The organism is Caballeronia sordidicola, from assembly GCF_000729995.1.
In the GTDB taxonomy this organism is placed as follows: Bacteria; Pseudomonadota; Gammaproteobacteria; order Burkholderiales; family Burkholderiaceae; genus Caballeronia; species Caballeronia sordidicola_A.
This window is the reverse complement of record NZ_JNFG01000021.1, coordinates 91,448-116,791: the sequence shown is the minus strand read 5'-3', so window position 1 is coordinate 116,791 and position 25,344 is coordinate 91,448. Positions and strand designations below refer to the sequence as shown.

Annotated in this window: 23 protein-coding genes and 1 pseudogene; 9 read left to right on the top strand and 15 right to left on the bottom strand. The window is 59.0% G+C overall.

What is annotated here, in order from left to right:
• Positions 1-638: 638 nt before the first annotated feature.
• Together FH08_RS0121920 and FH08_RS0121915 are read right to left on the bottom strand one after the other, a co-directional pair.
• The gene (locus tag FH08_RS0121920) at positions 639-1,559 is read right to left on the bottom strand and encodes an ATP adenylyltransferase family protein (protein ID WP_031360411.1); all 921 of its coding nucleotides are present in this window, start codon (positions 1,557-1,559) and stop codon (positions 639-641) included.
• 50 nt (positions 1,560-1,609) lie between these two features.
• Positions 1,610-2,095: an adenosine-specific kinase gene (locus tag FH08_RS0121915; protein WP_031360410.1), complete on the bottom strand. Its 486-nt coding sequence runs from the start codon at positions 2,093-2,095 to the stop codon at positions 1,610-1,612.
• Positions 2,096-2,332: 237 nt separating this feature from the next.
• On the opposite strand from FH08_RS0121915, the gene FH08_RS50520 reads away from it, so the two are divergent.
• On the top strand, positions 2,333-2,497 hold the full coding sequence (locus tag FH08_RS50520) for an FmdB family zinc ribbon protein (protein WP_075583359.1): 165 nt from the start codon (positions 2,333-2,335) through the stop codon (positions 2,495-2,497).
• 17 nt (positions 2,498-2,514) lie between these two features.
• Here FH08_RS50520 and FH08_RS0121905 read toward each other — a convergent pair whose 3' ends face one another.
• The 4 genes from FH08_RS0121905 to FH08_RS0121890 form a co-directional block, all read right to left on the bottom strand.
• Complete coding sequence (locus FH08_RS0121905; protein WP_031360409.1) at positions 2,515-3,804, bottom strand: RNA polymerase sigma factor; 1,290 nt, start codon at positions 3,802-3,804, stop codon at positions 2,515-2,517.
• Entirely contained in the window at positions 3,801-4,172 is a 372-nt protein-coding gene (locus FH08_RS0121900; protein WP_031360408.1) for a YciI family protein, read from the bottom strand. The genes FH08_RS0121905 and FH08_RS0121900 overlap by 4 nt, the downstream gene beginning before the upstream one ends.
• Positions 4,173-4,392: 220 nt before the next feature.
• Positions 4,393-5,112, bottom strand: coding sequence for a hypothetical protein (locus FH08_RS0121895; RefSeq protein ID WP_235210447.1), 720 nt, complete (start codon positions 5,110-5,112; stop codon positions 4,393-4,395).
• Between the two features lie 193 nt (positions 5,113-5,305).
• A complete protein-coding gene (locus FH08_RS0121890; protein ID WP_031360406.1) occupies positions 5,306-6,286 on the bottom strand; it encodes a LysR family transcriptional regulator in 981 nt (326 codons plus the stop codon).
• A gap of 66 nt (positions 6,287-6,352) precedes the next feature.
• On the opposite strand from FH08_RS0121890, the gene FH08_RS0121885 reads away from it, so the two are divergent.
• Positions 6,353-6,844, top strand: a complete 492-nt coding sequence (locus tag FH08_RS0121885; RefSeq protein WP_031360405.1) for a GNAT family N-acetyltransferase — start codon at positions 6,353-6,355, stop codon at positions 6,842-6,844.
• Positions 6,845-7,061: 217 nt separating this feature from the next.
• Here the strand turns inward: FH08_RS0121885 and FH08_RS0121880 are convergent, their stop codons facing one another.
• Positions 7,062-7,433 carry a VOC family protein gene (locus FH08_RS0121880; protein ID WP_031360404.1) on the bottom strand — a complete coding sequence of 124 codons (372 nt, stop codon included), beginning with the start codon at positions 7,431-7,433 and terminating at the stop codon, positions 7,062-7,064.
• Positions 7,434-7,783: 350 nt separating this feature from the next.
• On the opposite strand from FH08_RS0121880, the gene FH08_RS0121875 reads away from it, so the two are divergent.
• On the top strand, positions 7,784-8,158 hold the full coding sequence (locus FH08_RS0121875) for a BlaI/MecI/CopY family transcriptional regulator (RefSeq protein ID WP_031360403.1): 375 nt from the start codon (positions 7,784-7,786) through the stop codon (positions 8,156-8,158).
• Positions 8,158-9,723, top strand: a complete 1,566-nt coding sequence (locus FH08_RS50515; RefSeq protein WP_075583358.1) for a M56 family metallopeptidase — start codon at positions 8,158-8,160, stop codon at positions 9,721-9,723. The genes FH08_RS0121875 and FH08_RS50515 overlap by 1 nt, the downstream gene beginning before the upstream one ends.
• A 137-nt stretch (positions 9,724-9,860) precedes the next feature.
• On the opposite strand, the gene FH08_RS0121865 is transcribed toward FH08_RS50515, so the two are convergent.
• The 5 genes from FH08_RS0121865 to FH08_RS0121845 form a co-directional block, all read right to left on the bottom strand.
• A complete protein-coding gene (locus tag FH08_RS0121865; RefSeq protein ID WP_031360401.1) occupies positions 9,861-10,256 on the bottom strand; it encodes a nuclear transport factor 2 family protein in 396 nt (131 codons plus the stop codon).
• 189 nt (positions 10,257-10,445) lie between these two features.
• Positions 10,446-11,474 (bottom strand): alpha/beta hydrolase, encoded by a 1,029-nt coding sequence (locus tag FH08_RS0121860; RefSeq protein WP_152602884.1) that lies wholly within the window; start codon positions 11,472-11,474, stop codon positions 10,446-10,448.
• Between the two features lie 61 nt (positions 11,475-11,535).
• The gene (locus tag FH08_RS0121855; protein WP_031360399.1) at positions 11,536-12,408 is read right to left on the bottom strand and encodes an AraC family transcriptional regulator; all 873 of its coding nucleotides are present in this window, start codon (positions 12,406-12,408) and stop codon (positions 11,536-11,538) included.
• A 286-nt stretch (positions 12,409-12,694) separates the two neighbouring features.
• The gene (locus FH08_RS0121850; protein WP_031360398.1) at positions 12,695-13,318 is read right to left on the bottom strand and encodes a glutathione S-transferase family protein; all 624 of its coding nucleotides are present in this window, start codon (positions 13,316-13,318) and stop codon (positions 12,695-12,697) included.
• A gap of 152 nt (positions 13,319-13,470) precedes the next feature.
• Entirely contained in the window at positions 13,471-13,899 is a 429-nt protein-coding gene (locus FH08_RS0121845; RefSeq protein ID WP_031360397.1) for a YciI family protein, read from the bottom strand.
• A gap of 287 nt (positions 13,900-14,186) precedes the next feature.
• On the opposite strand from FH08_RS0121845, the gene FH08_RS0121840 reads away from it, so the two are divergent.
• Entirely contained in the window at positions 14,187-15,098 is a 912-nt protein-coding gene (locus tag FH08_RS0121840; RefSeq protein ID WP_031360396.1) for an amidohydrolase family protein, read from the top strand.
• A gap of 370 nt (positions 15,099-15,468) precedes the next feature.
• A complete protein-coding gene (locus FH08_RS0121835; RefSeq protein ID WP_031360395.1) occupies positions 15,469-16,056 on the top strand; it encodes a LysE family translocator in 588 nt (195 codons plus the stop codon).
• A gap of 23 nt (positions 16,057-16,079) precedes the next feature.
• On the opposite strand, the gene FH08_RS0121830 is transcribed toward FH08_RS0121835, so the two are convergent.
• Together FH08_RS0121830 and FH08_RS0121820 are read right to left on the bottom strand one after the other, a co-directional pair.
• Positions 16,080-16,907 (bottom strand): AraC family transcriptional regulator, encoded by an 828-nt coding sequence (locus FH08_RS0121830; RefSeq protein ID WP_031360394.1) that lies wholly within the window; start codon positions 16,905-16,907, stop codon positions 16,080-16,082.
• A gap of 403 nt (positions 16,908-17,310) precedes the next feature.
• On the bottom strand, positions 17,311-17,787 hold the full coding sequence (locus FH08_RS0121820) for a cupin domain-containing protein (RefSeq protein WP_031360392.1): 477 nt from the start codon (positions 17,785-17,787) through the stop codon (positions 17,311-17,313).
• Between the two features lie 1,195 nt (positions 17,788-18,982).
• On the opposite strand from FH08_RS0121820, the gene FH08_RS0121805 reads away from it, so the two are divergent.
• From FH08_RS0121805 to FH08_RS50510, 3 genes and pseudogenes are all read left to right on the top strand, one after another.
• Entirely contained in the window at positions 18,983-21,328 is a 2,346-nt protein-coding gene (locus FH08_RS0121805) for a filamentous hemagglutinin N-terminal domain-containing protein (RefSeq protein WP_326928972.1), read from the top strand.
• 88 nt (positions 21,329-21,416) lie between these two features.
• Positions 21,417-23,132 (top strand): ShlB/FhaC/HecB family hemolysin secretion/activation protein, encoded by a 1,716-nt coding sequence (locus FH08_RS0121800; RefSeq protein WP_031360389.1) that lies wholly within the window; start codon positions 21,417-21,419, stop codon positions 23,130-23,132.
• 390 nt (positions 23,133-23,522) lie between these two features.
• Positions 23,523-23,705, top strand: a pseudogene (locus FH08_RS50510) (phage integrase N-terminal SAM-like domain-containing protein); the annotation flags it as partial.
• Positions 23,706-23,826: 121 nt separating this feature from the next.
• Here FH08_RS50510 and FH08_RS0121790 read toward each other — a convergent pair.
• Positions 23,827-25,272 carry a DEAD/DEAH box helicase gene (locus tag FH08_RS0121790; RefSeq protein ID WP_031360387.1) on the bottom strand — a complete coding sequence of 482 codons (1,446 nt, stop codon included), beginning with the start codon at positions 25,270-25,272 and terminating at the stop codon, positions 23,827-23,829.
• Positions 25,273-25,344: the final 72 nt, after the last annotated feature.

The window sequence follows — 25,344 nt, the reverse complement described above, 5'->3', positions numbered from 1 at the left end:
CTTGAACAAACCGTTTCATCTCGCTCACCCCCGTTACCGGATGAGAGATTTTAGCTCTTCAAAAAAGCGTTTTGACACACTCTGGGCCGGACAGCGACCTTCGTGCCGATGCTCACGATGAAAGCACTCGCCCACAAGCTGGCGTGCGGGGCCTACTACATGATGCGGGACGGCGAACCCTTCAAGGTTCAGCGATGTTTTGGTTAAGCTTGGCGGAGCCTACGAGCCTGATAAAAAAGTGTTGGTGCCAAACCAGTGAGTTGATTGGCCCCAGCCCCCGGCGATCCCGTTGCAGCGACCACTGAGACGCCCAGACCATGAACCGAAATGAACCTGATATCCGCACATGGGCAACCCTCGAATTGACATGCACTCCTGGACATTCGCCAGGCACCGAAGGTTTTCCGGTGCTCAATGTGAGCCAGGGCACGTCCCAACGTTGACAATTTAAACACGCTCTACGCGACCGGATAGGGTGCTTTGTCGATGACGAATGCGCGCACTGCCCGGCGTGCAGGCACACGCAGGGCAAAGCCTGCACCACTTCACCGTTGGTGGCGCGGTGGACGATCAGCGCCTGTGCATATTCCCACCTTACTAGGTTCAGCCTTTCAGCGAAAACGCTATGCAGATGGGCTCTATTGACCCACGGCGGCAGGGACTGCGACGCGTTGCAGCACGGACATCGGACCGAGCCTTTTAATGACTTCCATCTGTGCTGCGTCACGCACGAAGAGCGATCCGGCAAACGCCAGCGCATTCACTGAAATGCCCTCGACGCATTCCGAATACCTTGGTACGAGCAGCATCCATTGGCGGGTGACAAGCAGGTTGTACGGTGCCGACTGATGCAATTCGCCATTCACTTCGACCGCTCGCAGGCCGGTAGCTTCGAGCAATGCGTGGTAGCGATCGAACGCGGCGTGTGCTGCGTGCCGTGAGGCGGCAGGAGCCAGTTCCAGACGGGCGAACGCGTGCAGAAAAGGCAGGCCAGGTACAGTGCCGATCAGTCCTTCCATGCCCCCGGGCCTAAGAACGGATTCAACGGGGAGCGGCAGACCTGATGCCCCGAGCGGCAGCGGCACGATCTGCAGATGCTTGTGGCGTTGACTCGCGCCGGATTCCGCGCCGCCATTGTAGAAGCCGAGGCCGTCAAACTCGGCCATGCAGGCGGCCAATGCAACAAAGTCCGCGAACTCGAGCAGCGCTTCCTGCGGTTTGAAGCTACGGGTGACGATCAGGAGATGATGATCGATGACGTTGAACTTGTTGAGCAAGGCGACGTGAGTGTCGGAGAGATCGGCCACAAACAGGTCTGGGTCGTAAGGAAGGAACGGATTCACCGCGCTGCGCGCCCCCACTTCGACCTTGCGCGCCTGCCGGGTTTCCTCCTTACGCGCGAGACTGGACACCTGGCGGACGAGAAAGCTTATGCCGCGTTCTTCGAGCACCGTCTGGACTGTCTCGATTGGCCGCAGTGCACCACGACGCAGCGCGTGCTCAGTCTGACGCAGGATAGCCGGCCACAGCGTGCCGGATTGCAGACGTAAATGTTCCATGAATCGATGATTCGATGAGCACGCGCGTCGCGCGAGGAGAACAACCGTACCTACACTTTGTAACCGATAGCACGTAACAGATCCTTACGCCATTGAACGTCCTCCTCGTTTTCCACGCCGAGTGGCGGGAACCCGTCAACCACACCCAGGATGCCGCGCCCCTGCTCTGTCTCGGCCACCAGAATCTGCGTGGGATTCGCCGTAGCACAGAATATCCGGCACACCTCCGGCACCGCTTTAATCGCATTCAGAACATTGACGGGGTAAAAGCCATCGCCGAGAAAAATCACGAAGCTGTGGCCCGCACCGATGGCCGTGGCGTTCTGGCACGCCAACTCGACCAGGTCGGCATCGGTGCCAGACCGGCGCACAAGGCGCTTACCTGACGCTTCACAAAAGGCCAAACCAAACTTGATGCCCGGGACGGTACCGACCATTGCCTCGTGCAGATCCTCGACAGTCTTGATGAAGTGGCTTTGCCCCAGGATGAAATTCGTCTCTTCGGGTTTGACGATTGTTACCGTAAGCACTTGCATATCGGACCTCGCTCTATGTCGCCAGGAACACTGGGGAGTAGCGGTTTTCGCCAGCAGGCGGGTATCAGTTCATCACGTTTCGCCGGACGGCGAGCGCCTTGGCCATAATCCAAGCCTAGTACGAACCTGGGACGCATGCCTGCGCATTTCCTGCACTAGAATGAATTTTCACGGTGCCGGAAAGTGCTGGTAAGTCGTATCAGGCCGGCCAGGTGGATTCGTGTTGGAGAAATGCAGATGCCAACCTACCAATATCGTTGCGAGAAGTGTGGCCATTTGTTCGAGCACGCTGAACATCTCGCTGAACATGCGAGCGCCCATCCAAGTTGCCCGAAGTGCGGAAGCGAGACGTCTCAGCACGCACCGACGCCATTTATCGCCAAGACCTCAAAAAAGAGCTGAGATCTAAGCTCGCATGATCAGCTTAGCCCATCGCCAATGGAATTCGATGGAAACGTAAGCTCCATACGTTTGCGCTGCAGGAACCGGCGCACGGCCGGATCGCGCTCGAGGCCAATCGCGAGATCGTACGCGCCGAGCGCTTCGGCCGTCGCGCCAGCACGCGCGAGCAGATCGGCGCGCGCGGCCCAGTACGGCTGGTAGTCGGCCAGCCGTGGATCGTCCGCATACGGCGCGAGCGCGTCGAGCGCCGCCTGCGGGCCGTCCCGTTCCGCCAGCGCGATCGCGCGGTTCACCGCGACCACGGGCGACGCCGCGATCGCAAGCAGCGCGTCGTAGAGCTGCACAATCTCGTCCCAGTTGGGGCGATGGGTCCGGCAGCGGTGCACGTGCGCAGACTGCAGCGCGGCCTCGAGTTGAAAGCGTCCGATTGCGTTGAATGCGCTCGCACGCCCCAGCAGTGCGTTGGCTGCATCGATCATCGGCGCGTTCCATGTCGCCGGATCCTGCGCCGACAGCGGCACGTAGTCGCCGGCCGCATCGCGTCGGGCATCGCGCCGCGACTGCGCATACAGCATCAGCGCGAGCAGACCAAGCGTCTCTGGCTCCTCGGGCAGCAGCTCGACGAGCAGGTGTGCAAGAAACAGCGCCTCGCCGGCGAGATCGCGCCGCACGGTATCGCCGCCGACCGGGTCGGTCCACCCTTCCGCGTACGCCGTATAGACCGCTTCCAGCACCGATGCGAGACGGCCGGGCAACTCCTCGCGCTCGGGCACGCTGAACGGAATGCCCGCGTCGCGGATCTTGTTCTTCGCCCTCACGAGGCGCTTGCTCATCGCGGCGGGCGACATCAGGAACGCGGACGCGATCATCTTCGCTTCGAGCCCGAGCACCACCTGCAGCATCAGCGGCGTGCGAATCGCAGCCTCCAGCGCGGGGTGCGTGCACGCGAACAGCAGCGCAAGACGCCGGTCGGGCAACGCGCCTGCTTCATGCTCGTCGATCTCGTCGGCGAGGATCGCGAGCTGGGTCGCCACTCCGTCGCCGACATGGCGATGGCGTGCGCCATCGATTGCCCGGCGACGCGCAACCGTCATCAGCCACGCCTCGGGATTCGCCGGGCAGCCGCGCTCCGGCCAGTCCGCGAGCGCGGCCGCAAACGCGTCGGCCAGCGCGTCCTCGGCTGCGGCGACGTCGCGCGTGCGCATTGCCAGCAGCGCGACGAGCTTGCCGTAGCTGCGGCGAGCGACCGCCTCGGCAATCGAATGCGCGGCGCCGTCAGCGTCACGCTCGCCGCCGGACGGACTCATGCAGCCGATGGCGCGTCGTAGGGGGCAGTCCAGACCGGGCGTACTTCCATGAGGCCGTGCGCCGCGCCGGGACAACGCGACGCCCACGCGATCGCCGCGTCCAGGTTGGGCACGTCGATCAGATAGTAGCCGCCGAGCTGCTCCTTCGAATCGGAATACGGTCCGTCAAGCACCTGCGGCTTGCCGTCGACGAGCCGCACCGTGGTGGCCGTGTTCGTATGCTGCAGCCGGTTAACGCCCACCAGCGCCTCCGCTTTTTTCAACGATTCGGTGTACGCCTGATAGGCGGCAACGCCTTGCTGCCGCTCGCTGTCGGTCATCTGGTTCCAGCCGTTTTCTTCCGAATAGATCATCAATAGGTATTGCATGTGAACCTCCGTCGTGGGGTTGAGGCGGATGAATTGCATTTGGGCCGCCATCACAATGACGCGCAGGCCGCATGCTGACGGACAAGATGCGTCGAAAAAAATCGTCTTCCGTTTCCATCCGAAACCGACCGCATCCGCCGTTGACCCACACTACATCGAATTGCTGCAACATCGCGCTCAGGCCGTCCTGAGCTCCGAAGAATCGCCGCAGATCCAACTATCAGCTCGGCAAGCGCAACCCTTGCAGAATTTGCCTCTCGTACGCCTGCCAGTCCCCAGCGGAGTTCTCAATCGCGAGCTTGGCGAATGGTAGTTGGCGAAACAAATCGTCAGTAATTCGGCGGTAGTCGCGATACGGTGAAACTAACCCTTCCAACCCCTTGTAACCCCTGCGCACGCAGAAAGGGGCCGCGAGCTTCCAGTTCACCTGATAGTTGATCCACTCGGGGCCACGGTCTGCGCAGACTGTTCGAACGGCTTCTTCGACATCCTCCTGCCAAAGGTACAGCACGAACGGATTGAGCGGTGCAATGACTGCGGCCAGCGCCTGCATGTAGCCGGAAATCAGCGGGGACTCAGCTTCCATCAGCAGCAGGTGAGTCAGGTCGCCATGAAATAGTTGACCGTCCATTACTGGAATTGGGATGTCTGCCCGTGTTGCCTCAACAAAGGCGGTCCAGCGAATTAGTGCACGCTCTGCGAGATGCTGCGGTGTTGCATCCCGCCACGGTTCAAACCAGTGTTCGAGCTCGTCTGTCGCTCGCACCGGGTGGGGTTCGGTCTTTTCGTGAATAGGCAATGCGGGCTGCCCTGAATCTTGCAGGTGTTTCGCAATGAGGCGCATGGTCGTTGATTTGCCTGAACCCATCATGCCCTCGACGATCACAAGCCGATGGCCGGCGGGAGGCTCTGCAATGCCGGACTTCGTCGAGTTCGCCATTTTCGCTAACTGTTCCTGGGAGTCGCCTACATTCGGTTAGTACCGGGCTGGAATAGCAACGATTTACATGCAAGTGTCGTAGGTCCGTAGTCTCGTGGCCGAACGTAGCCTACCGGATTCCAACAGGGCTCAAGAAAGAACCGAGTTCATCAGCCAATCGCGCGATCGTACGTTGGAGCTCTTTGCCTTTTGGTCAGCTTGTCCTTGCTGGATTCGGCAATGCGCTTAACGCAGAAACCATCTGTTCACGCATCCAATGGTGCGCTGGCGACCCGGAATGTCGCGTATGAAAGAACACCTTGAGTATGTAGCGAGGGATATCGAACGGCGCAGGGTAAATTGTTAGCGGGATCGCGTCCGCCAGTTGTAGCGCCACCCGTCGAGGTAACGTGATCAGGAGTTGAGAATTGGCAACGATGAACGGGGCGGCCATCACGCTCGGCAATTGCACGGCTACGTCGCGAACAAGCCCCGACTTTAGCAGCGTCCCGTCGACAACGCTGCCCTCTGCGTTCCATGGGGTGACAACGACGTGTCGCTCCGCGAGGTACTGAGCTAGCGACAGCTTTTTTTTGATTCGGGGGTGCCCCTTCCGGACCGCGACCACGTAATCGTCCGCAAGGCAATCGAGCGACTCGAGTCCGGATTCCTGGTTGTCGTTTTCGTCTGAAAACCCTAGGGCAAACTGAACCCGCCCAGAGGCGAGGTCATCCAGCGACTCGCGATGGGTCGAATAAATCACGCGGACGCGGATATGTGGGGCGTCGCATTCCAGCGCTGCAACCAGGGGAGGTAATAGCGCGAACGCGGTGAAGTCAGTCGCGGCGAAGACAAAGGTCTGACTGCTCGCAGACGGAACGAACGGACCAAAATCCCCCAGGCTGCCCGTCAGGCTTTGCAATGCTTCGCTGACGCCCGATGCTATTTGTTCGGCTCTTGCGGTCGGCTGCATACCGTTCCCGACGCGCACGAAAAGCTCGTCCCCCAATGCGCTACGTAGGCGCGAGAGCGCGTGACTGCACGCCGACGAGCTTAGGCAAAGCTCCTCGGCTGCCGAGACTACGCTTCGATGCCGGAATAGCGCGTCGAAGACCAACAACAGGTTCAGATCAATACGGCGAAGACTATCGTGCATGACGTGCAGTATCGGATGAAGAAAATGCAGCGCATGCATTTTGATTCCTTTTTATCATCCTGTCTTCTCCACCTCAATGGGCCGGTCCCCGGTCGAATCTTGCAGATGACAACTCCGAGCTTCCGACAAGCGATTCCGTCAGATACTGACCGCTGCTTTGAAATCGAGACTTCGGCCTATGAGGGCGACGAAGCTGCCACGCGCAATAAGATTGCCACTCGCATCTTCCAATACCCGCAAGGGTTCCTTGTGATGGAACTCCACGGGAAAGTGATCGGCTTTATCAACAGCGGGTGTGCGTTCGAAGTGGTCATGTCCGACGAAGCGTTTAAGGAACTTGTCGGGCACGACCCTGCCGCACCGAACGTCGTAATCATGTCGGTGGTGATCGACCCGGCGCACCAGGGTAAAGGCTACTCGTCGTTGCTGATGCGGACCTTCGTCTCGCAGATTTCTGAGATGGGCAAGAAAACCATTCACCTCATGTGCAAGGAGCGTCACGTCGGGCTGTATGAACGCCTTGGCTATAGCTATCTCAAGCCGTCCAGTTCCGATCATGGCGGCATGTCATGGCATGAGATGGTAATGGCCATTTGAGAAACGCGCATCGACTCACCGGAGGTTGGCGTGGATACGCCATAGCCCAGGAGAACGCCACACCCCGCAGACGACCGCTTCCCGCTAGCTATCCGCCATTGGACGTACTGTATTGCCCACATGTCGAGTGTCCCTTCATGGCCGAACCCTGCCTGTTGGCAATCGGTGGCACGCGACCCCCGTGGTACGGTCGAATCGCTTGATGCCAGCTCATCATCTATTCAGCTTGGCAAAGTTGAAAGACGTTTCCCTCGGGGTCCTCTCCGTCGCACATCAATTGGGCAAAGCCATCGAAGCGCTTCAAGTTACGCATCCGGACACCCGCATTCAACAGTTTCTCGCGCAACTCTGATAGCCCCGACTCCACCGAAAAGACAATTTTTGCGTTCGAAGTGTTGGGAAGCTTTGATCGTTCGCGATAGGGCTCACCAACTCTGTGGAAAGCAATCTCAATCTCACCGGCCTTCAGCACAGCCCATTCGCTTTCGATTTCTTCGACGACCGGAAACCCGAATTGGCTCTGATAGAAAGACTTCAGCAACTCAACATCACGGACGTAAAGAATCAACCTGGACATAGAAACCGGCATTGGACTCTCCGAATATGCTGAGATTGGTGACTCTTCGGGATTGTCGTCCATTTTGATGCAGCAGTCGACGGACCGATCCTAGCCGAACACGGCCGAATGCCCGACCGGCGGTATCGCCTGCCGGTCATCGATCCCGCGTCGGCTCAGGGCGACCCACTGCGCTCAGGGTACTTCCTCGATAGTTGATCTCCATGTAGTGTACGGACGGATCAACGCGTCACCAAATCATTCCACTGCGCTAGATCGAATGATCTTCCGAGCGTTCGATGAAAAATCTCTACTAGATTTATAGTTGACAAACAAAGATGGGGTGCTAGTATCTACTACACCTTTAGTAGACGGAGGCACTTTTGGAGATCATCCTTACAGACCGCGAGGCCGACGTCATGCAGATACTGTGGGAGCTGGGACCTTCCATTGTGGCAGACGTCCGTGTTGCTCTCCACGATGAGCTCGCCTACACGACCGTGCTCACCATTCTTCGCACGCTTGAGACCAAGAGGTACGTTTCGCATACCGAGGAAGGCCGGGGCCATCGGTACTTCTCTACAGTGAAGCAGCAGGCCGCCCGGAAGAGCGCGCTGCGTCATTTGACAAGCAAGCTTTTTAAGGGATCGACTGAGCTTTTATTCGCACAACTGGTCTCTGAAAGGAACTTGAAACCGGACCAGATTCGTCGCATGCGGGAGTTGCTGGATAAACACTCGGACGAGGAGAACTCTTGATGCTGACATGGATGGCGTATGCGATCTCAGTGTCATCGGTGCTTACTATAGCCGCTCTTTGCGCCGAGCATTTAGCACGCCGACGTCGGGCTGCAAGCCGGTGGTATTGGTTGATTGCAATCACTACCTCGTTGTTGATCCCAACTGCCATGTCGTCGATATCAATCACAGTACCCCAAGTCTTTAGTTCTACGGTGTCGCAGAAGGTAGTCGCTCTCAGGCAGGTTACGTCCGCGCATTTGTCGCCGCTCACCTGGATCGACGTTACGATTGCTCCATCCAGGCTGGAAACGATGGATGCGGTCCTCAAGCGTGGATGGTGTGTCGCATCGCTTGCATTGTCGCTTCTCCTTTTTGTAAGCGCGTTAAACCTGCATTCCAGAAAAAGAAAATGGGAGACAGGTACGGTCGCGGGAACGGCGGTTTATATTTCTGAAAACGTCGGACCGGCGGTCGTCGGCCTTATCCGACCGCGCATCGTTGTTCCAATGTGGCTGACACACTCATCCCCCGCCCAGCAGTCAGCGGTTATCTCACATGAAAAGTCACACATTGCGGCAGGCGACCCGCTGATATTAGCGATTTGCTTGTGCCTGATCGTGCTTATGCCGTGGAATCTGCCGATCTGGTGGCAGTTAAGACGACTTCGATGTGCCATCGAGATTGACTGTGACGCACGAGTACTGAAGGGAGGGCAAGATTTCACGACTTACGGTGAGACTCTCATCGCAGTCGGCGAGCGCCAGTCGCGTTATATCGGATCCGTCGCAGGTATGTCGGAATCGCGATCATTCCTGGAAAGACGGCTACGCATCATGACTCACAAAGCTGTTAAACCCAGATTGATAACTGCGGTATTTCTTGTATGCAGTTCAACCGCGCTCGTAGTTTTTGCAGCGCAAGTGAGCCCACCTAACATGACCCAGCCATCGGACAACCACCAATTCATCCATCTCGCCCCCGACATCGTTGATCGCTACGTCGGAACCTATAAGGCAAACGGATTCTCGGTGCTGAGGGTTACGCGGGATGGCGACCGTATCTTGACCACGTTCACGGGTGAAAGAACGATCGAGAACTTTGCAGAAAGTGAGACACAGATCTACGCACCATCCGTCAAAGGCACGATCAACTTCGATATCAATCAGCAAGGTCATGTGACGAGGGCAGTTCTGCATCAATTTGGAAACACGCTCGAAATGCAACCTATCGATCCGGCGAGCGCACAGCAGATCGAAACCTTTGTCGCTGACAAGATCAAAACCCAGACGGCTACGCCGGGCAGCGAAGCGGCCCTTAGGAGCTTGATCGGAGGACTTGTCGCCGGGAACCCCAACTATGCGGAACTGAGCCCGGCACTGGCGGATGCGATTCGTGAGCAGCTTCCTCGCTTGAGAGAATCGCTAGATCGACTAGGCACACTGCAAACTCTGACATTTATAGGTGTCGGCGGCAAAGGCTGGGACGTCTATCAGGCTCGCTTTGACCATGGATTCGCGATCTGGCGCCTGTCTTTGCTCAGCGACGGCATTATCGATGGAGCGTTGGTGACTGCAGGTCCTTGAGCCGAGGAAAGGCCCGCAATTACGTACGAGCCTTTTCGCAATCTCTGAGAGTAAGGCTGAACTTCGTCCCATCGTCTTAAATTGGCCCGGTTCACGGCGGTGGTCTAGCCGGCACAACGCTGGCGATACGCGGTCACCTACTCGATGCGCTCGACCAGATGCGCACGATTGGCGGGGGCAGCATATGACTCCGGCCAATATTCAACGATGCGAGTGATTTTGCCGGCTTCGACTGAGAAAAACGATACGGCTCGCGCGGTCATGGATCCATCGGTAACCGTCACATCGGATACTGCTTCACTAACCGTGTTAGCCACGACTCTGTTCACTGCGAAGCGCCACGGACCCTGCGCCGGATACTCCGAGTTCATCTGTGCGAACCGCGCGGCACCACGAATGCGTTCGTTCGACTGGGGCCATTCCAGGATGAATTGCTCACCTAACACCGCCTGCACGGATGCAAAGTCGTTTGAACCCATGAGCGTCCAAAACTCACGCACGAGCACCGAGATATCGGTAGTGTCTTCTGTCATCGTTGCTGCGTTCGGCAAATTGAAGGAGTTGTGATTCGAGATTGTCAGCGATTCCGCCGCCCGTGTCGAATGTCTCCTGTCGGCCGAACCCGGTCCGACGCTGAACTGGCGGAGCGCGCCACCATTGATCGGTCCACGTCGGGCAGAAGTCGACCCCGACGGCCGATTTTCCCGGAAACAACCATTCGACTACACCAAGTCAACCGTCTTACCTGCCTTGACCGCTGCGTGAATTTCAACACCCGTCAACCATCCAATCAGCATTTTGAGCGTGCGGTCGCTCGTGAAGATCCCGAAGTGGTTCGTGTGGGAAAGGACGTTGAACTGCGTCGCGGGAGATTCTCGATCGAACAACTTTCGCAGGCGTTGAGCGTCGACCGCCTCGTCATCCTCTCCGATCAAAACGACTGCTCCGGCCGCCAACTTTCGCACATCCGACACGTATCGGTTGCGAGGGTGAAAAGACGTGGTAAGACGATAGGAGTACGAAAGCGTTTCGGTACCATCCCTGAAGCGCACGGGCTTGTTGAAGTCTATGACCGGAAGTCCATTGAACCCACGAATGCGCAATGCGTTCAGGATAGTAAGGCCAATGATGCGGCGCATATGGACTCGGGCCCAACCACCGCTGGTCGACCTCCCTCTGAGAGTCGAGGAACTCGGAATGACGGGACTCGACAACAGGAACCGCGAAACGAGGTGAGCATGTACGCCGCCCGCGAAGCGGATAACGAATCCGCCGCCGCTGGAATGCCCCCCGAGGACGACGGCTCCTCGATGGTCTTGTCTTCGCAACTCGGCAATCAGGTCGGCGATATCGTCTTCTAACTGGCCGATGTATTCAACGTCTCCACGATGGCGGCCGGATTGATAGTGGCCACGGAGATTCGGCAGTATTACCTTCGCTGCGCCCGATGCGCTCACGGCTGAAGCAAGCGCATGATAGGAGCGTCCGTGATAGGACGAACCGTGCACGAAGATCAGCAACTGGTCCGCTGAGGAATCATAGAAGCGATAGGCAAGTTGTTCGCCGTCTCGAGCGGAGTATCGGAGGAGGGGCGGCAAATTGGAGTCGGGCATCGGCTGCAAGGAGGCAAAGCCGAAAACGTCGTTCTCCTCCGTCTCCGGACTCGGCGAAGTCGCTACCATGGCCACGGCGACACCGACGACCGACACCATCACTGCAATAAAAATTCCCATTCCGAGCAAAAGAGTCAAAGGTACCTCCGGCTTCCGATTGAGGGGTCGCGAACGCAACGTTCGCAGCAGACATTGCTCCTCACACCAGGGGAATGTAGATGTCGGTCTGCCACTGGTCCTGCGGAGTGTCCGGATAGACGCTTAGGTAGTGGAAAAACAATGGCTGGTCCCGCAGTTCTTCTCCGCTTGCAGGAAGCCAGTCGCGATAGATCGGATAGATTGTCTCGCCAATGTGGTCGGTTGATCCCGCATGCCGGACCACCGCACATCGACCGCCTGGAATGACGAGTTCGCGAACACCGTAGTCATTCGGCGCGACCGGTTCGTCAATCTCTCCGCAAATGTCGAAGCGGAATCCATCCGCCGGTGTCGTATCCGGGTTGCTGCGCGGGATACCGAAAGTCCTGCTCGATGGCAGCGGAGATTGTCCACTTTGCTTGCGCCAGTCAATGAACTTACGCACGCTCTCGTTGACGAGTCCAATCTGCCCACAGTGCTCAAGCGCGGCGACACGCGTTGCAGAAAAATCGACAATTTGCACTTGCATGGCCAGTTTCCTTGAGAGGTAGGGGACAACAAAGGTCGCACTCCAGATTTGCCAGTTCGGACGCTGCCGGAACGAGCTCGGCGCGGCGCCAAACGCACGCTTGAACGCGCGACTGAAGGCTTCGGGGCTGTCGAAGTCCGCGTCGAGTGCGGCATCGAGCACCGAGCAGGACTCGCGCGAGGCCAGGCGATGGGCCGCTCGGCGCAGGCGCATCAGTTGCACGTAGCGTGCGACTGGTATCCCCACGTAGGCGGCAAACTGGCGATGAAAATGGAATTTCGAAAAGTTTGCGATGCAGCTCAGCGCGTCCACCGACAGGTCGCCCTCGAGGTTCGTATCAATGTAAGCGAGTACGATTTCGAAGCGCTTCGAGTAAACGCGTGTGGCGTCGGCGTGAGCTTGCATGGTCTGGATGTCTGGATCGTGCGATTTACGATATGGTCGCCCATGATTGGCACGTTGCGCCTAGCCGTTCTTGCTGGATATCCAGACGGCGTTTCTGATATGGACGCGAGTGGCCTTGGAGGAAACAGGAGATGACGCAGAGGCGGTCCGGAACGACTCAAACTCGCTGGTCTCTGCCTGACGCGGTCGGCTCAGATCGACTCGCGGTAGCTGGTTGAACCGTCCAAAGCGGGCCCTCCACCGAACGGCTCTCGGCCAGAAACACAGCGACGGGGCCAGACGACGATTACGGCGTTCCGTTCTTGCAGTACGCTGCAAAGCCGGTGCGATCAGCAAGGCGGTCGAAATAGTCGGCAACGGCGGCAAAACGGGGATGCTCAAACGGAGTGCTGAACCAGCGGTTCACGGACAACCCGATAGGAATGTCGGCGAGGCTGAAATGCTCTCCGGCGACAAACGCGCCCGTCGCATTAAGTTGACTTTCCAGGATGCTCATGTGCCGAGCCCAGCCCGCGAGCGACGTGGAAATCTCGTCCGGCGCCTGATGCGCGCGCGATTTCCTGACGAGGCCGAGAAATGCATAGCTCCAGGACCGATTCAAATCCGTTGCCTGCCAGTCCATCCACTGATCGATTCTTGCCCGCTTCACGGGGTCGGTGGGATAAAGCGTTTCGCCAGCATAGCGCGAAGCCAGATAGCGGATGATCGAGTTTGACTCCCAAAGCACAAAATCACCGTCCTTGATGACGGGTACAAGACCATTGGGATTCAACGATAGAAATTCGGGGGTATCGGTTTGTCTGAATCCCGTGCCCCAGTCCTCCCGCTCGAAGGGAATGTGCAGCTCGGCACATGCCCACAGCACTTTGCGGACGTTGATGGACGATGCTTTTCCAAGAATTTTCAGCATGCGGGGCTCTTATGGCTGGCAATGCACCCAGTGTGGGCAAACGAATTTTTGACGCGATATCTGCATGGCGCCAGGAACCCTGCCTCAAGTCTCAGACAGCCGGGTTTGGTCTGCGTCCGCGTACCCCGCGCAGACCAATGCGGTGAAAATTATCACTTCATCTGCCCGTCAATCTGCTGCCGTAGACGCTTTTCCTCGTCTTGAAGCTCAGGTGTGAAGGCCTCACCAAAGTCCGCAGGCTCAAAGAAAGGCCGAATTTCGATCTCTGAATCACTCACCATCGGATTCGGGCAGCGCTTTACCCATTCAATCGCTTCGTCCATCGATTGAACTTGCCAGAGCCAGTACCCGGCGATCAATTCCTTGGTCTCTGCAAACGGGCCGTCAACGACGGTTCGGTCCTTCCCTGAAAACCTCACGCGTGCGCCCGCCGAACTCGGCTTCAGCCCGTCGCCGCCTTGCATGATCCCAGCTGTCACCAGTTCCTGGTTATATTTGCCCATCGCCGCGATGAGTTCCATGCTTGGCATTTGCCCGGCTTCGGATTCGGGGGTTGCCTTGACCATGACCATTACGCGCATTTTGGGTTTCTCCTTTGAAGACGATAGTGTTCGGAGGCAAATGCGCCTCCAGTGACTACGACGAATGATCGTGGGAGAAATCGACATGCGCAAGACACGACTTCGCAGTTTTTTTCAGAACGCTGCGATCGCAGTCATGCATTACCCGCCACGCAACGGGCCCACGCGAGTTTGCGGACGCTGATCGGCGTGTTGCTGGGCGCATCGACGAATGTGCTAGCCTCGTGAGGCAAGAGCGGCGGTAGGTGCGATGCAAGCGCAACCCTTCTCAACATGGAACACGAGTCATGAACGGCGACGGACTCCCCATTATTGATTGCCACCAGCATTTCTACGACGCTCGACGTTTGCACTACCCTGTGTTCGCACAGCGCAGCGCAGGGTTCGAGCAGCTCGTAGGCGATTACAGCGCGTTGCCCAGCGTGTATCTTCCCGAAGACTATGCGCGCGACACCCAGGGGTTGAACGTCGTCGGGACGGTTTGGGCGGAGTTCATTTCAGACAATCCGGTCGGCGAAGTGCGATGGGCGGATGAGTTGATGCAGGCGACCACCCGCCCCGCTGGCATGATTGCTCTGGTCGATTTTCGCAGTCCCGATTTGAACAGTACGCTGGATGCTTATGCTTCGATTCAAGGCGTCCGGTGCGTGCGTCAGCATATGGGCTGGCATCCGGAGAATCCGTTGTTGCGTTACGCGCAACGGCCCGATCTTCTGTCCGATCTCGCTTGGCGCCGAGGGATTGACTTGCTTCGCGGTCGCGGGTTGATCTGCGAGATCGAGATATTCGCGCCCCAACTGCGCGAGTTCGCATCGGTGGCCGCCGCGTATCCGGATATCCAGTTTGTCCTGCCCGTAATGGGCTGGCCCGTCGACCTGACGAGAGCAGGCCAGACAACGTGGAAGCGCGAACTCGCAGCCCTTGGCAAGTGCCTCAACGTCGCGATCAAGATCTTCGGACTGGAATGCATCTTCGGTATCCACTGGACGATCGCCCAGGTCCGCCCGTGGATCCTACAGGCCATCGAGATTTTTGGCCCTGCGCGCAGTATGTTCGCGAGTCACATGCCGATCTGCAAGCTCGCCTGCAGCTTTCAACATCTCTATGGTGCGTATCTCGAGGTGATAGCGGACTTCAGCGCGTCGGAAAAGCGCCAGGTGCTACACGACACGGCTGCCGGGATCTACAAGATAGCGTGAGAAATGTTGGTAAGAGTCGCCGACGCAGCCCACGCGCGGCATGTCCCCCGAGCCCTGTGCGCTTACAGCCGAATTGGCGGCGGCTCTCGAATGGCCGGGATTGGCGAGCCCGGCCCGACGAGCGAGCCTGATGCCGTTCCAGCCGCGTCCGGCTCAGTTCGACCCTGAAGAGACACTTGGCGTGGCCCAAAGCAGTCGTTCGTTTGCCCTTCCCCCTACATTCGATTCGACGAATAGGCCTGCGCCAAAGGCGTCGATTGACGATACCGTACGTGGCAAGTTTGGCCGCGTAGGGTGTTTTTATTCAATACGCCCATTTGCTGATTGCGTACCTTCGGGTTGTCGTTCACTTCCGACTTCCGAAAGCCACATGAATCAGCTCTTATCGATGTCCGCGTTTGCGCTTGTCTGTTCAATTACCCCGGGCCCGGTCAACATTGTTGCGCTAAGCACCGGGGTGCGCCGTGGACCCGGTGCCGCGATGCGGCATGTGACCAGCGCGACCGTTGGCTTCACACTACTGCTCCTGCTGGTCGGCCTTGGTCTGCACCAGATCCTTGCGCGCTGGCCGCAACTGACGCTAGTCATTCAGTGGGCGGGCGTCGCGTTCTTGTTATACATGGCTTGGCAGCTCGCCCGCGACGACGGTACGCTCACCACCGACCATAGCGATGACAGACCATCGCTATGGTCGGGCGCAGTGATGCAATGGCTCAACCCGAAAGCATGGCTTGCGTCCATAGCCGGGATGGGTGCGTACGCAGCGAACGGCGATAGCCTCCTGGTGTGGCGCTTTACGGCGCTATATTTCGTGATTTGCTATGCGTCGCTTTCTTGCTGGGCGGTGGCCGGAACGTTGCTGCGCCAGCATTTGCACGAGCCGTCGCGCGTGCGGCTTTTCAATCGCTCCATGGCGATGCTGCTCGGCGGCAGCGCGATCTACCTGCTAAAAGGTTAGCGGCCAGCGAACAACTTCGTGGATCAACCGCGATACTGGCCCGGTGTTGCCGCGACCAGGTGCCGGAATGCACGATGCAGATGCGCCTGGTCGGCGAATCCGGCATCGGCCGCGACTTCGGCGATCGGACGGCCGCGCTTCAACTGGACGCGACTAAATTCGATGCGGCAATTGATCAGGTACGCGTGTGGGGTCATGCCATAGCGCGCCTTGAACGCGCGAATCAAATATGACGCCGACAACTGCGCTGCCGCGCAAATTTCGTCGAGCGACAGCGAACGCGTGCGGTGCTCGCGAATAAATTCCGCTGCTCGTCCGAGCTTGTGGTTCGTATCCCGTGCCTGCGTGGGCGCGCGATTCAGCCAACGGTGAGCATCGTCAAAAAACTCGATAACGGAGCTGTGTTTTTGCAACGTGTCGGCGAGCTCGTCAGTGAGCGTCGTATAGAGCCGGTTAAGGCCAGCATAGAGTTCGGGCTGCCAGTTGGCTGCTGTCGAGAAAGCCCGGAAGCCATGCCCTTCGCTAAAACCGAGCTCGTGCTGGAGCGAAGTTAGCCATTCAGTGTCGACATGCAACATCCGATAGGACCACGGCTCGTCGCCGAGCGGATTGCACGCGTGCACGTCTTGCGGATTCATCAGCACTACGGTGCCCCGTCCCACTCGCTGACGCACACGGCCATTCTCATAGATACTCTCGCCGCCCGTCACTGCGCCGATCGAGAACGTCTCGTGAGCGTGCCGCGCATAGCAGATCTCGCGGCCGTCATCGATCGCTCTGGCTTCGATGAACGGTAGCGCGGCATCTCGCCAGAAACGTGGAGCCGATGCGCAAATACTGGGTAACGCCACCGTGGGTTCCTTTGAGTTTTCGATGAGCCTCGCACTACTCGGCAGTTTTCCCGGGAGAAGCGGTTCCTGGAACGTTCGATTGCCGGGTACGACGAGCGACTCCTCATGACCGGCTGCAGTCGGCCCATATTGACCACTCGCCCGGTAGATTAGTCTCAACAATCTCTATGATTGGCGGTCTATTTGAAAACGCGCTCCTTAACCAGTAAATCCACGATTTGCTGGCTGACGAGTTCAGCCCAACGACGATATTGCTGAGCCCCGGGGTGAAATGGATCACGGGCCATTTCGCGCGGCTTTGCTGCCCAATCAGGCGATATATAGCGCGCTGCAGCGTCCTGGTCAATCCACCGCTGCAGCATGCGATCCAAACGAAGCTTATGCAACTCCACTTCGCACCGGCCTAAGCTGGACCTTCAAACTTAACATCGTCAAAATCGACGAGCGCTTCCTCAGTGCCGTTCATATATAGACGCTTTTTCTTTCTCGGGTAATCGCAAACATCCTGCTCCAGATTTGTTCTCGCGGAAAGCATGACCAATGGCTCATCACCCGTATTTACTATCGTGTGGGCCGCACCATTTTTGGGGAATCCGAGAAAATCCCCGCCACCAATGACGTAACGCATCTCTTCAATAATTGCTTCGCCACGGCCTGAGAGAATGTAAAAACATTGCTCCTCGTACAAGTGACGGTGGTATTCCGCATACTCACGGCCCGGCATCACGGTCATCAGATGAAAGCCAAGGTTGCTGAGGCCGGTGGCTGCTCCAAGCGATTTCGCGAAACGAATCGCGGCCGGATTCAGGAGATGCGGTCTGGACTTACCTTCCATTTGGGAAATGTCGTCAGCCTTCAGAAGATTTGGCGGGTTACTCATGGATTTCCTTGGCTAAGAGAGGTTTTCGGGCCCGCCACGGCTAGCGGCTTAACATACCGCGCGGACCTTCACGCTCCATTGTTGGCCGTACGACACGACGAAATAGCTCTGCAGCTTTTCCCATTCGTTGAATGCGCGAATAATTCCCATGGGGATTGTCAGCGATCCAGGCTCTGATGTCGAACGGCCGAAAGCGGCCCGGGTGCTGCCCGATGCAATCGGCATACGCCGCCTGAAGCTGCCGAGCCGGCGTTCGGCAGCACGCGACCCACTCCGGACCTTGGACAAGGCGTCGCAGCTCGGGCCGCTTGTAGGGCAAAGCGGCCAACTGATCGAACGCGCCGCCAGAGCAGCGATTGCATCGACTTGCAGGGTGTCTGTTCATTTCAATGGGATGTGACGCGCGGACACTCAATCGGTTGGGTTGGTTATCGGCGTTTCCGGTGGTCTTGGATGGGCGCTCTCGCGAGCGTCTGCCGGGGTAGCCGATTGACGGCGGCTTGGCTCCGCGTTTTCTCGGTTGAACGCCAGGTGCGTGCGCACCTACTTTGGCCGGTCCTGGCAGCATACCGGGAGTCGGCGTCAGGGCAACCGACCGACTCCTCACTGAAGTCGCTCAAGTCTTCGCTTCAGCCGCGCATGTTGCCGCCTAGGCAGGCGTTGCTTCGGTCACCCACGCTCGGGCTCGCCCGCCAATGTGTGCGAGCAGTTGCCGACGCGTGAGCGACCAATCTTCGGGTGAATGATCGATAAGGGAGAGGGCGCCGGCTGGCTAACATCTTATTGTCGGTGCGCGAAGGGCGCTTCGCAATCTCTTATTTTTTCACCGTCGCAAGTGATTCAACGGCTCAAATTTGTTTCTACAAGTATTGGCGGGACAACAGTGCGGCAGACCACTCAACGTTCATTGAACCCCAGATATATTCTGCTTAATTTCGTGGCAAGGCTTTTATACTGGATCGGTGCTGGTGGATATTGCTTCACCACATTCCATCGCTGAATATTTTCCCGGCATTAAATGCCTGATATGTCGACCGGAAGTGTCGGTATTTTGGATACCGGGCAGTCCCGTGACCGACGCAATCGTTGTGCCCTGGAGAGAGACATGTCGCGACTCGGATATCGAATGGCCTTAGTCCTGCAGATCCGCAATTTTCCCTCTCTACATCGCGTTCTACTTTGTCGCAAAAAACGAGTGCATGGTTTGCAAATCCACTTTATGCACCGGCGTCCCGTTGTCACACTGTTTGTATCCATCGCGACCTCTGTCTGGTTGCCATCAACGCAAGCGGCTGGCGTGCTTCCGCAAGGCGGCCAGTACGTTGCAGGCAGCGGCAAGATCTCGACTGTCAGTTCCGGCCTCAGCATCTCGCAGACAAGCGCGCGCGGTGTGATCGACTGGAATTCCTTTTCGATTGGTGCAGGGCAACACGTCACGATCAACAATGGCTCGGGCGCGACGCTGAACGTTGTCACCGGCAACAGTCTTTCATCGATTAACGGACTGCTGAGCGGGACCGGCAGCGTGTACCTGATCAATCCGCAGGGCGTGCTGGTGGGACCGACCGGCGTCATCACAACCGGTGGCCGCTTTGTGGCGTCGACGCTCGGCGTATCCAACAGCGCTTTCATGAACGGCGGATCGCTCACGTTCAGCGGCAATGGTCAGGGCACCGTCGTCAATCTCGGCGCGATCAGCTCTACCGGCGGCGATGTGTTCCTGATCTCGCGCACGACCGTCTCGAACCAGGGCACGGTGGCGGCAGCCAACGGGACCGCCGAGCTCGCGGCCGGCAGCCAGGTCCTGCTGCAGGATTCGTCTTCGGGACCGCAGGTGTTCGTGCAAGCCGGCAGTGCTGGGCAGGTGCTCAACTCAGGCACGATTCGGGCGGCGCAGATCAACCTGCAAGCTGCCGACGGCAACGTGTACGCGCTTGCCGGAAAGAACAGCGTGATGCGCGCGACGGGCACAGCCACGCGCGACGGTCATGTCTGGCTGGTCGCGAACACCGGCACCGTCAACGCCCAGGGAACCATCGATGCAGCGAATGCAAGCGGCAGCGGTGGCACGGTCGACATGAGCGGCAAGACGTTGAATGTCCAAGGCGCGACGGTCGATGCTGCACAGTGGAACTTGAGCGCGCCCACCTTCACGATCGACGCGGCGACGGCCAGCGCACTCGCGCAAAACCTGTCGCTCGGAACCTCAGTCGCTGTGACCACAACGGGCGCCGGTGGCGCCAACGGCAACCTGACCGTATCGTCCAGCCTGAACTGGAAGGGCGCGGCGTCGCTGGCGCTGAATGCGTATCACACGGTCAACGTCGGGCAGCATGTCAGCGTCGCCAATACTGGAAGCGGCAATCTGACGTTGCGCGCCGATGCTACCGGAATCGACAACGGCGGCAGCGTGATCAACGCCGGTACGATCGACTGGTCGAAGAGCACGGGCATTGTTTCTGCGCTTTATGACATGAACGGTAGCTGGCAAGCCGGCACGATACGAAGCAATAGCGCGTGGAGCGCTGCGCCGTTTAGCGGACTGCTGACGCAGGTCACGGCCTATCAACTCGTGAACACGCTCGCCGATCTGAACAACGTATCGAAGAACCTCGCAGGCATTTACGCTCTTGGCAACAATATCCAGGCTGATCCGACAGTCGCTTTCAACCCGATCGGCGGCACGGCGGCTACGCCGTTTACCGGCCAGTTCGACGGCATGGGACACACCATCAGCGGTCTTGATTATGCGACGACGAATTCGGATTCCACTGCCGGGGCCATCGGTCTATTCTCGACAGTAGGCACAGCGGGTGTCGTGCGCAACCTGGGCGTGGTCAATGCATCTGGCTCGAGTGTATTCGCACGCATCGGCCTCATTGCGGGCGACAACCTTGGGCTGATCACGAACTCGTACAGCACCGGGGCGATGACCGTAGGAAGCTTCGGAATGGGCAGTGGCGGCGGAGTGGCCGGTCAGAATGACGGCACGATCGAGCGCTCCTGGAGCAGCGCGGGAGTCGGCGGGAACGGCTCGTTTGGCGGCCTTGTCGGCACCAACAACGGACTGATCCTGCAGTCGTACGCCACTGGCCGCCTAAACGGCGGGAACCACGCCGAGGAAGGCGGCCTCGTTGGTTTGAACGCGTCGAGCGGCATCATCAACCAGTCTTACGCAACCGGAATGATCAGCACCGAAGCCGGGGCCGGCGGTCTGGTCGGGTACAACACCGGATTAATTGAAGAGTCCTACTCTGCATCGACGCGGGCGGCGGGAGGTCCCCCGGGCGCGCTCTACGGAGGGATTGCGGCGGCGAACGCGGGCACCATCGCGAATAACGTTTTCTGGGACGCAGACACCACGGGTGGCGCTCCGGGCGTAGGCAACGGCACGGCGATACCCGCTGCCAATGGTTTGACGACCGCGCAAATGAGCGTTGCGGCCAGCTTCGGTTCGAGCTGGAATTTCAGGCCCAACGGAACGTGGGCGATCCCCGCTGGTGCGACTTCTCCTGTGCTGCAATGGCAAGTTGAGCATTGAGCAAGTAGCGTTGCGATGCAACTTGCGGCGGCGCGGCAAACCGCCAGGAACCGCGCGTAAGCGGGCGCTTGCTGCCACCCGTGCGGGAATGGGCGCTGCCCTGATCGCTTTTGCGATCGGGGCGGCGGCGCAGTCGTATCGTGACGTAACGCCCCAGCCACCCCCCGCTGCCGCGCGCCAACCGGCGCCGCCGGTTCCCCCCGGGGGCGACCTCAACGCCACGCAGGTGGCTGTCGAGACGCTGCGCGGGCTGGTCTTCGTAGCCGATCACCGTGTTCAGTCACCCGTCACACAGGTGGCGCAGGGCGCGATCACCGCGCAGGGTCTGCCGCTACTCGATGCGTCGTTCCTCGCCGGCTTCTCAGCCGACCTCGGCCGGCCCATGACGTTCGGACGGCTCGCGCAAATACGCCGCGCTGTTGTGCAGCGCTATCGCGAGGGAGGGCAACCGCTCGTTGATGTGTATGTGCCCGAGCAGGATGTGTCAGGGGGCGTCGTGCGGATTGCGGTGGCAAGTTACCGCCTGGGTAAGGTGATCGCGCGCGGTAACCGCTATTTCTCCGATCGCTTGCTGATCAAGGAAATGCCGCTCGCCAGCGGCGAGTCGATCAGCGAGGCCGACGTGACGTCGGGACTGGCGCTACTCAACCTGAATCCGTACCGGACAGTGAATGTGGTGTACACGCCCGGGGGGGCGGAAGACTCGACGGACGTCGTGCTGGAAACGCAAGACCGTCTGCCGCTGCGCCTGAGCGCCGGCTATGACAATGCGGGTGTGAGCCAGCTTGGCCGGGACCGCTTCTTCGCTGGAATAGACTACGGCAATCTGTTCGGTCTCGATCAGGAAATCGGCTACCAGCTCACGACGAACAGCGACGTGTTCGACGGCCGCCCGGATATCTTCGGCGGCGCCAACCGCCCGCGCTTCGTAGGCCATTCATTCAATTACAGCGCGCCGCTGCCGTGGCTCGATCGGGTCGAGCTGTTCGGCGTGTATGCGCAGAGTACGCCGGATCTGCCGGACAGTTATGGACAGACCGGAATCTCAGCTCAACTGAGCTTTCGTTACGACTGGCGGATCGCGTCGTCAGGACAGTGGCAGCAGCAATTGCAGTTTGGCTATGACTTCAAGCGGTCGAATAACAACCTCGAATTCGGCGGCTTCCAGGTGTTCGGTTCGAATACCCACATCCATCAATTCGTCATTGCCTATGACGCCACCAAAACCGACACGCTCGGCCAGGGGGCCGTGAATGCAACACTTGTGCTGAGTCCCGGGCACTTCGACGGTAACGACAATGACATGGCCTTCAACACCTCGCGCCTCGGCGCGACAGCGCGATACGCGTACGTGCAGTCGTCGGCCCAGCGCGATGTGGCGATTGGCGCTGGCTTTTCGCTGTATGCGCGAGGCGTGTTCCAGTGGACGCCGAATACGTTGCTGCCCAGCGAAGAACTGGGGCTTGGCGGCGATAGCAGTGTGCGCGGCTACGAGCCGTATGTTGTGCTGGGCGACCGCGGCTGGAGCCTGCAGACGGAGTTGCGCACGCCGCCGCTCGGATTCGGCGCGACGAACACGGCGCTGCAACCTTTTCTGTTCGTCGATGCCGGGCACGCCTGGAACCGCATCAATGAGCCGGCCGAGCAGAGCAACGGTTCGCTCGTCAGCGTCGGCGCGGGCTTGCGCTTTCAGATGTCGCGATTTGCGACCGTACGCACTACCATTGGATTTCCTCTGCGCGCAGCCTTGCCGGGAGGCTCGACAGCGCCGCTGGCACTCGTGTATGTCGTGATTGGCACCTAGCAGAATGGCGCCAGGGTGAGGCGCCGAAATCGTCACCTACCGGAAGTCGCCGCGGGTCCTGACGATCTTGCGCAACGGCATGTGCATGCTTTCGATATCGTTGGTTGTGGAGTCGATTCGGGCACAGACACACACGCAAGATCGGCCGTTCGCCGAGCACTGTCGCGAACGACCTAATAGTCTGTACCTCAATGTCCGGTCGCTAAGGGAAGTCGCCGTTCAAACGTCTGTGTGAGAGCGTGGGCCAACGGCTGCAAATGGCCGAAGAACGAAACCGCTCGCGCGGTAGGGGGCTCCGGCCATCGCGTGCGGTTCATGGGAGGTCCGCCGCGCGGTTCCGTATGTTGGCGAATGAGGCAATCCGCCTCGTTCTCCAGCAGGAGCCCAATCATGACCTCCTTACAGGCAAACGCCAGTCCACTGCGCCAACGCATGATCGACGACATGCGCATGCGCCAGCTTTCACCGAAGACGCAGGACACTTATCTACGCATCGTGCGCGAATTTGCCCGGTTTCTCGGGCGCTCGCCTGACACGGCCTCCGTCGAGGACCTGCGACGCTACCAGCTGCATAGCGATCCTGAATTCAGTGCGCCGTTACCCGCCGACCTGATGCACGCCGAAGCCGCGCCGCCTGGCAGCGGGCCACAAACCGCCAGCCGGTTCCAGGGCTGGCGTTACTCATCCCCACGCATCACGGTTGGCGTTTGCCGCTGCCACCAGCGGGTTTGCCAGCCGGCTTACGAGAACCCGCAACTGGCTTGCTGGCGGGTTTGCTGCGTGGCTTTTGCACGCTGAATGGGTTACCGCCGGAGAAGCTTGTGCCCTTACCTTCGGCCACAGCCCGCTGAACCGCAGGCTTGCGATCGTTTTCGCCACTTTGCGGGCGAGGTTTTTTGCTGAGCACCTGCATGTTGCCCGGCGCTGCTTGTGGCATTTTTGGCTTCTTAGGCTTTTTGGGTTTCTTCGTGATCTGGCCCGTCGCACTAGTTTGCGGCACGCGATGTTCGGCCTCAAACCCCGGCTCTTCTTCACGGGGCAGCGTTTGCCGGATCAGCGCTTCAATCGCGGCCAGTTGCGGTGCTTCATCGGCACACACAAGGGACACTGCCACGCCGCTGGCGCCCGCGCGACCAGTACGGCCAATACGGTGCACATAGTCTTGCGCCACAATCGGCAGATCAACGTTGATCACCAGCGGCAGGTCGTCAATATCCAGCCCGCGCGCAGCTACATCGGTGGCGACCAGCATGCGTACTTCGCCCGTCTTGAAGCGCTCCAGTGCACGCAAGCGCGCGGGTTGCGGTTTGTCGCCGTGGATGGTGTCGACCGCATAGCCCGCTTCATCCAGCATGGCCGCCAGGTAATCCACGCCAACGCGGGTCTTGACGAACACCAGCGCGTGCTCCCAGTTGTTCTGAGCCACAAGGTGCATGAAGAGGTCAGGCTTGTTCTTTTTATCCACCGTCACCACCCACTGCTTGATCTTGCTGACCGTGGAATTGGGCGGGCTGACGCTGATATTGACCGGGTCGCGCAGAATGCCCGCCGCCATGGCGCGGATATCATCGGTAAACGTAGCAGAGAACAGCAGGGTCTGACGCTGAGTGGGCAACGCAGCAAAGACGGCGTCGAGTTCGCGCGCAAAGCCCAGATCCAGCATGCGGTCGGCTTCATCCAGCACCAGCGTTTGTACCTGATCAAACTGTACTGCGTTCTGGCGATTGAGATCCAGCAAACGGCCCGGCGTGGCAACGAGCACATCCACGCCTTTGCGCAACGTCATCATCTGCGGGTTGATACTCACACCGCCGTAGGCGGCCAGAAATCGTAAGTCGAGGCCTTTGCCGTAATCGATAAAGCTTTGCAGCACCTGTTCGGCCAGTTCACGCGTGGGCACCAGCACCAAAACGCGCGCGCGGTTGCTGGACACCGCCGGGCCGTGTTGCACCAGCCGTTGCAACAGCGGCAGCGCAAAACCCGCCGTCTTGCCAGTGCCGGTCTGTGCCGCAGCCATGACGTCGCGGCCACTGAGCACAGCAGGAATCGCCTTGGCCTGCACCGGCGTAGGTGTCTGGTAATTGAGGTCTTGCAAATTACGCAGCAAGGAGTCGATCAGGCCAAGCGAGGCAAAAGACATTGGCGTATTCCGGGCTAAAGCCGCAATTCTAGCGGTTTGCGACTCCCGAGCGACTCCTGAGCTATCTGAGAC

Bases quoted from the DNA above. Each gene is read 5' to 3' on its own strand.
- FH08_RS0121920 (WP_031360411.1), bottom strand. From the start codon at position 1,559: ATGGAACATTTACGTCTGCAATCCGGCACGCTGTGGCCGGCTATCCTG.
- FH08_RS0121915 (WP_031360410.1), bottom strand. From the start codon at position 2,095: ATGCAAGTGCTTACGGTAACAATCGTCAAACCCGAAGAGACGAATTTC.
- FH08_RS50520 (WP_075583359.1), top strand. From the start codon at position 2,333: ATGCCAACCTACCAATATCGTTGCGAGAAGTGTGGCCATTTGTTCGAG.
- FH08_RS0121905 (WP_031360409.1), bottom strand. From the start codon at position 3,804: ATGAGTCCGTCCGGCGGCGAGCGTGACGCTGACGGCGCCGCGCATTCG.
- FH08_RS0121900 (WP_031360408.1), bottom strand. From the start codon at position 4,172: ATGCAATACCTATTGATGATCTATTCGGAAGAAAACGGCTGGAACCAG.
- FH08_RS0121895 (WP_235210447.1), bottom strand. From the start codon at position 5,112: ATGGCGAACTCGACGAAGTCCGGCATTGCAGAGCCTCCCGCCGGCCAT.
- FH08_RS0121890 (WP_031360406.1), bottom strand. From the start codon at position 6,286: ATGCATGCGCTGCATTTTCTTCATCCGATACTGCACGTCATGCACGAT.
- FH08_RS0121885 (WP_031360405.1), top strand. From the start codon at position 6,353: ATGACAACTCCGAGCTTCCGACAAGCGATTCCGTCAGATACTGACCGC.
- FH08_RS0121880 (WP_031360404.1), bottom strand. From the start codon at position 7,433: ATGCCGGTTTCTATGTCCAGGTTGATTCTTTACGTCCGTGATGTTGAG.
- FH08_RS50515 (WP_075583358.1), top strand. From the start codon at position 8,158: ATGCTGACATGGATGGCGTATGCGATCTCAGTGTCATCGGTGCTTACT.
- FH08_RS0121865 (WP_031360401.1), bottom strand. From the start codon at position 10,256: ATGACAGAAGACACTACCGATATCTCGGTGCTCGTGCGTGAGTTTTGG.
- FH08_RS0121855 (WP_031360399.1), bottom strand. From the start codon at position 12,408: ATGCAAGCTCACGCCGACGCCACACGCGTTTACTCGAAGCGCTTCGAA.
- FH08_RS0121850 (WP_031360398.1), bottom strand. From the start codon at position 13,318: ATGCTGAAAATTCTTGGAAAAGCATCGTCCATCAACGTCCGCAAAGTG.
- FH08_RS0121845 (WP_031360397.1), bottom strand. From the start codon at position 13,899: ATGCGCGTAATGGTCATGGTCAAGGCAACCCCCGAATCCGAAGCCGGG.
- FH08_RS0121840 (WP_031360396.1), top strand. From the start codon at position 14,187: ATGAACGGCGACGGACTCCCCATTATTGATTGCCACCAGCATTTCTAC.
- FH08_RS0121835 (WP_031360395.1), top strand. From the start codon at position 15,469: ATGAATCAGCTCTTATCGATGTCCGCGTTTGCGCTTGTCTGTTCAATT.
- FH08_RS0121820 (WP_031360392.1), bottom strand. From the start codon at position 17,787: ATGAGTAACCCGCCAAATCTTCTGAAGGCTGACGACATTTCCCAAATG.
- FH08_RS0121800 (WP_031360389.1), top strand. From the start codon at position 21,417: ATGGGCGCTGCCCTGATCGCTTTTGCGATCGGGGCGGCGGCGCAGTCG.
- FH08_RS0121790 (WP_031360387.1), bottom strand. From the start codon at position 25,272: ATGTCTTTTGCCTCGCTTGGCCTGATCGACTCCTTGCTGCGTAATTTG.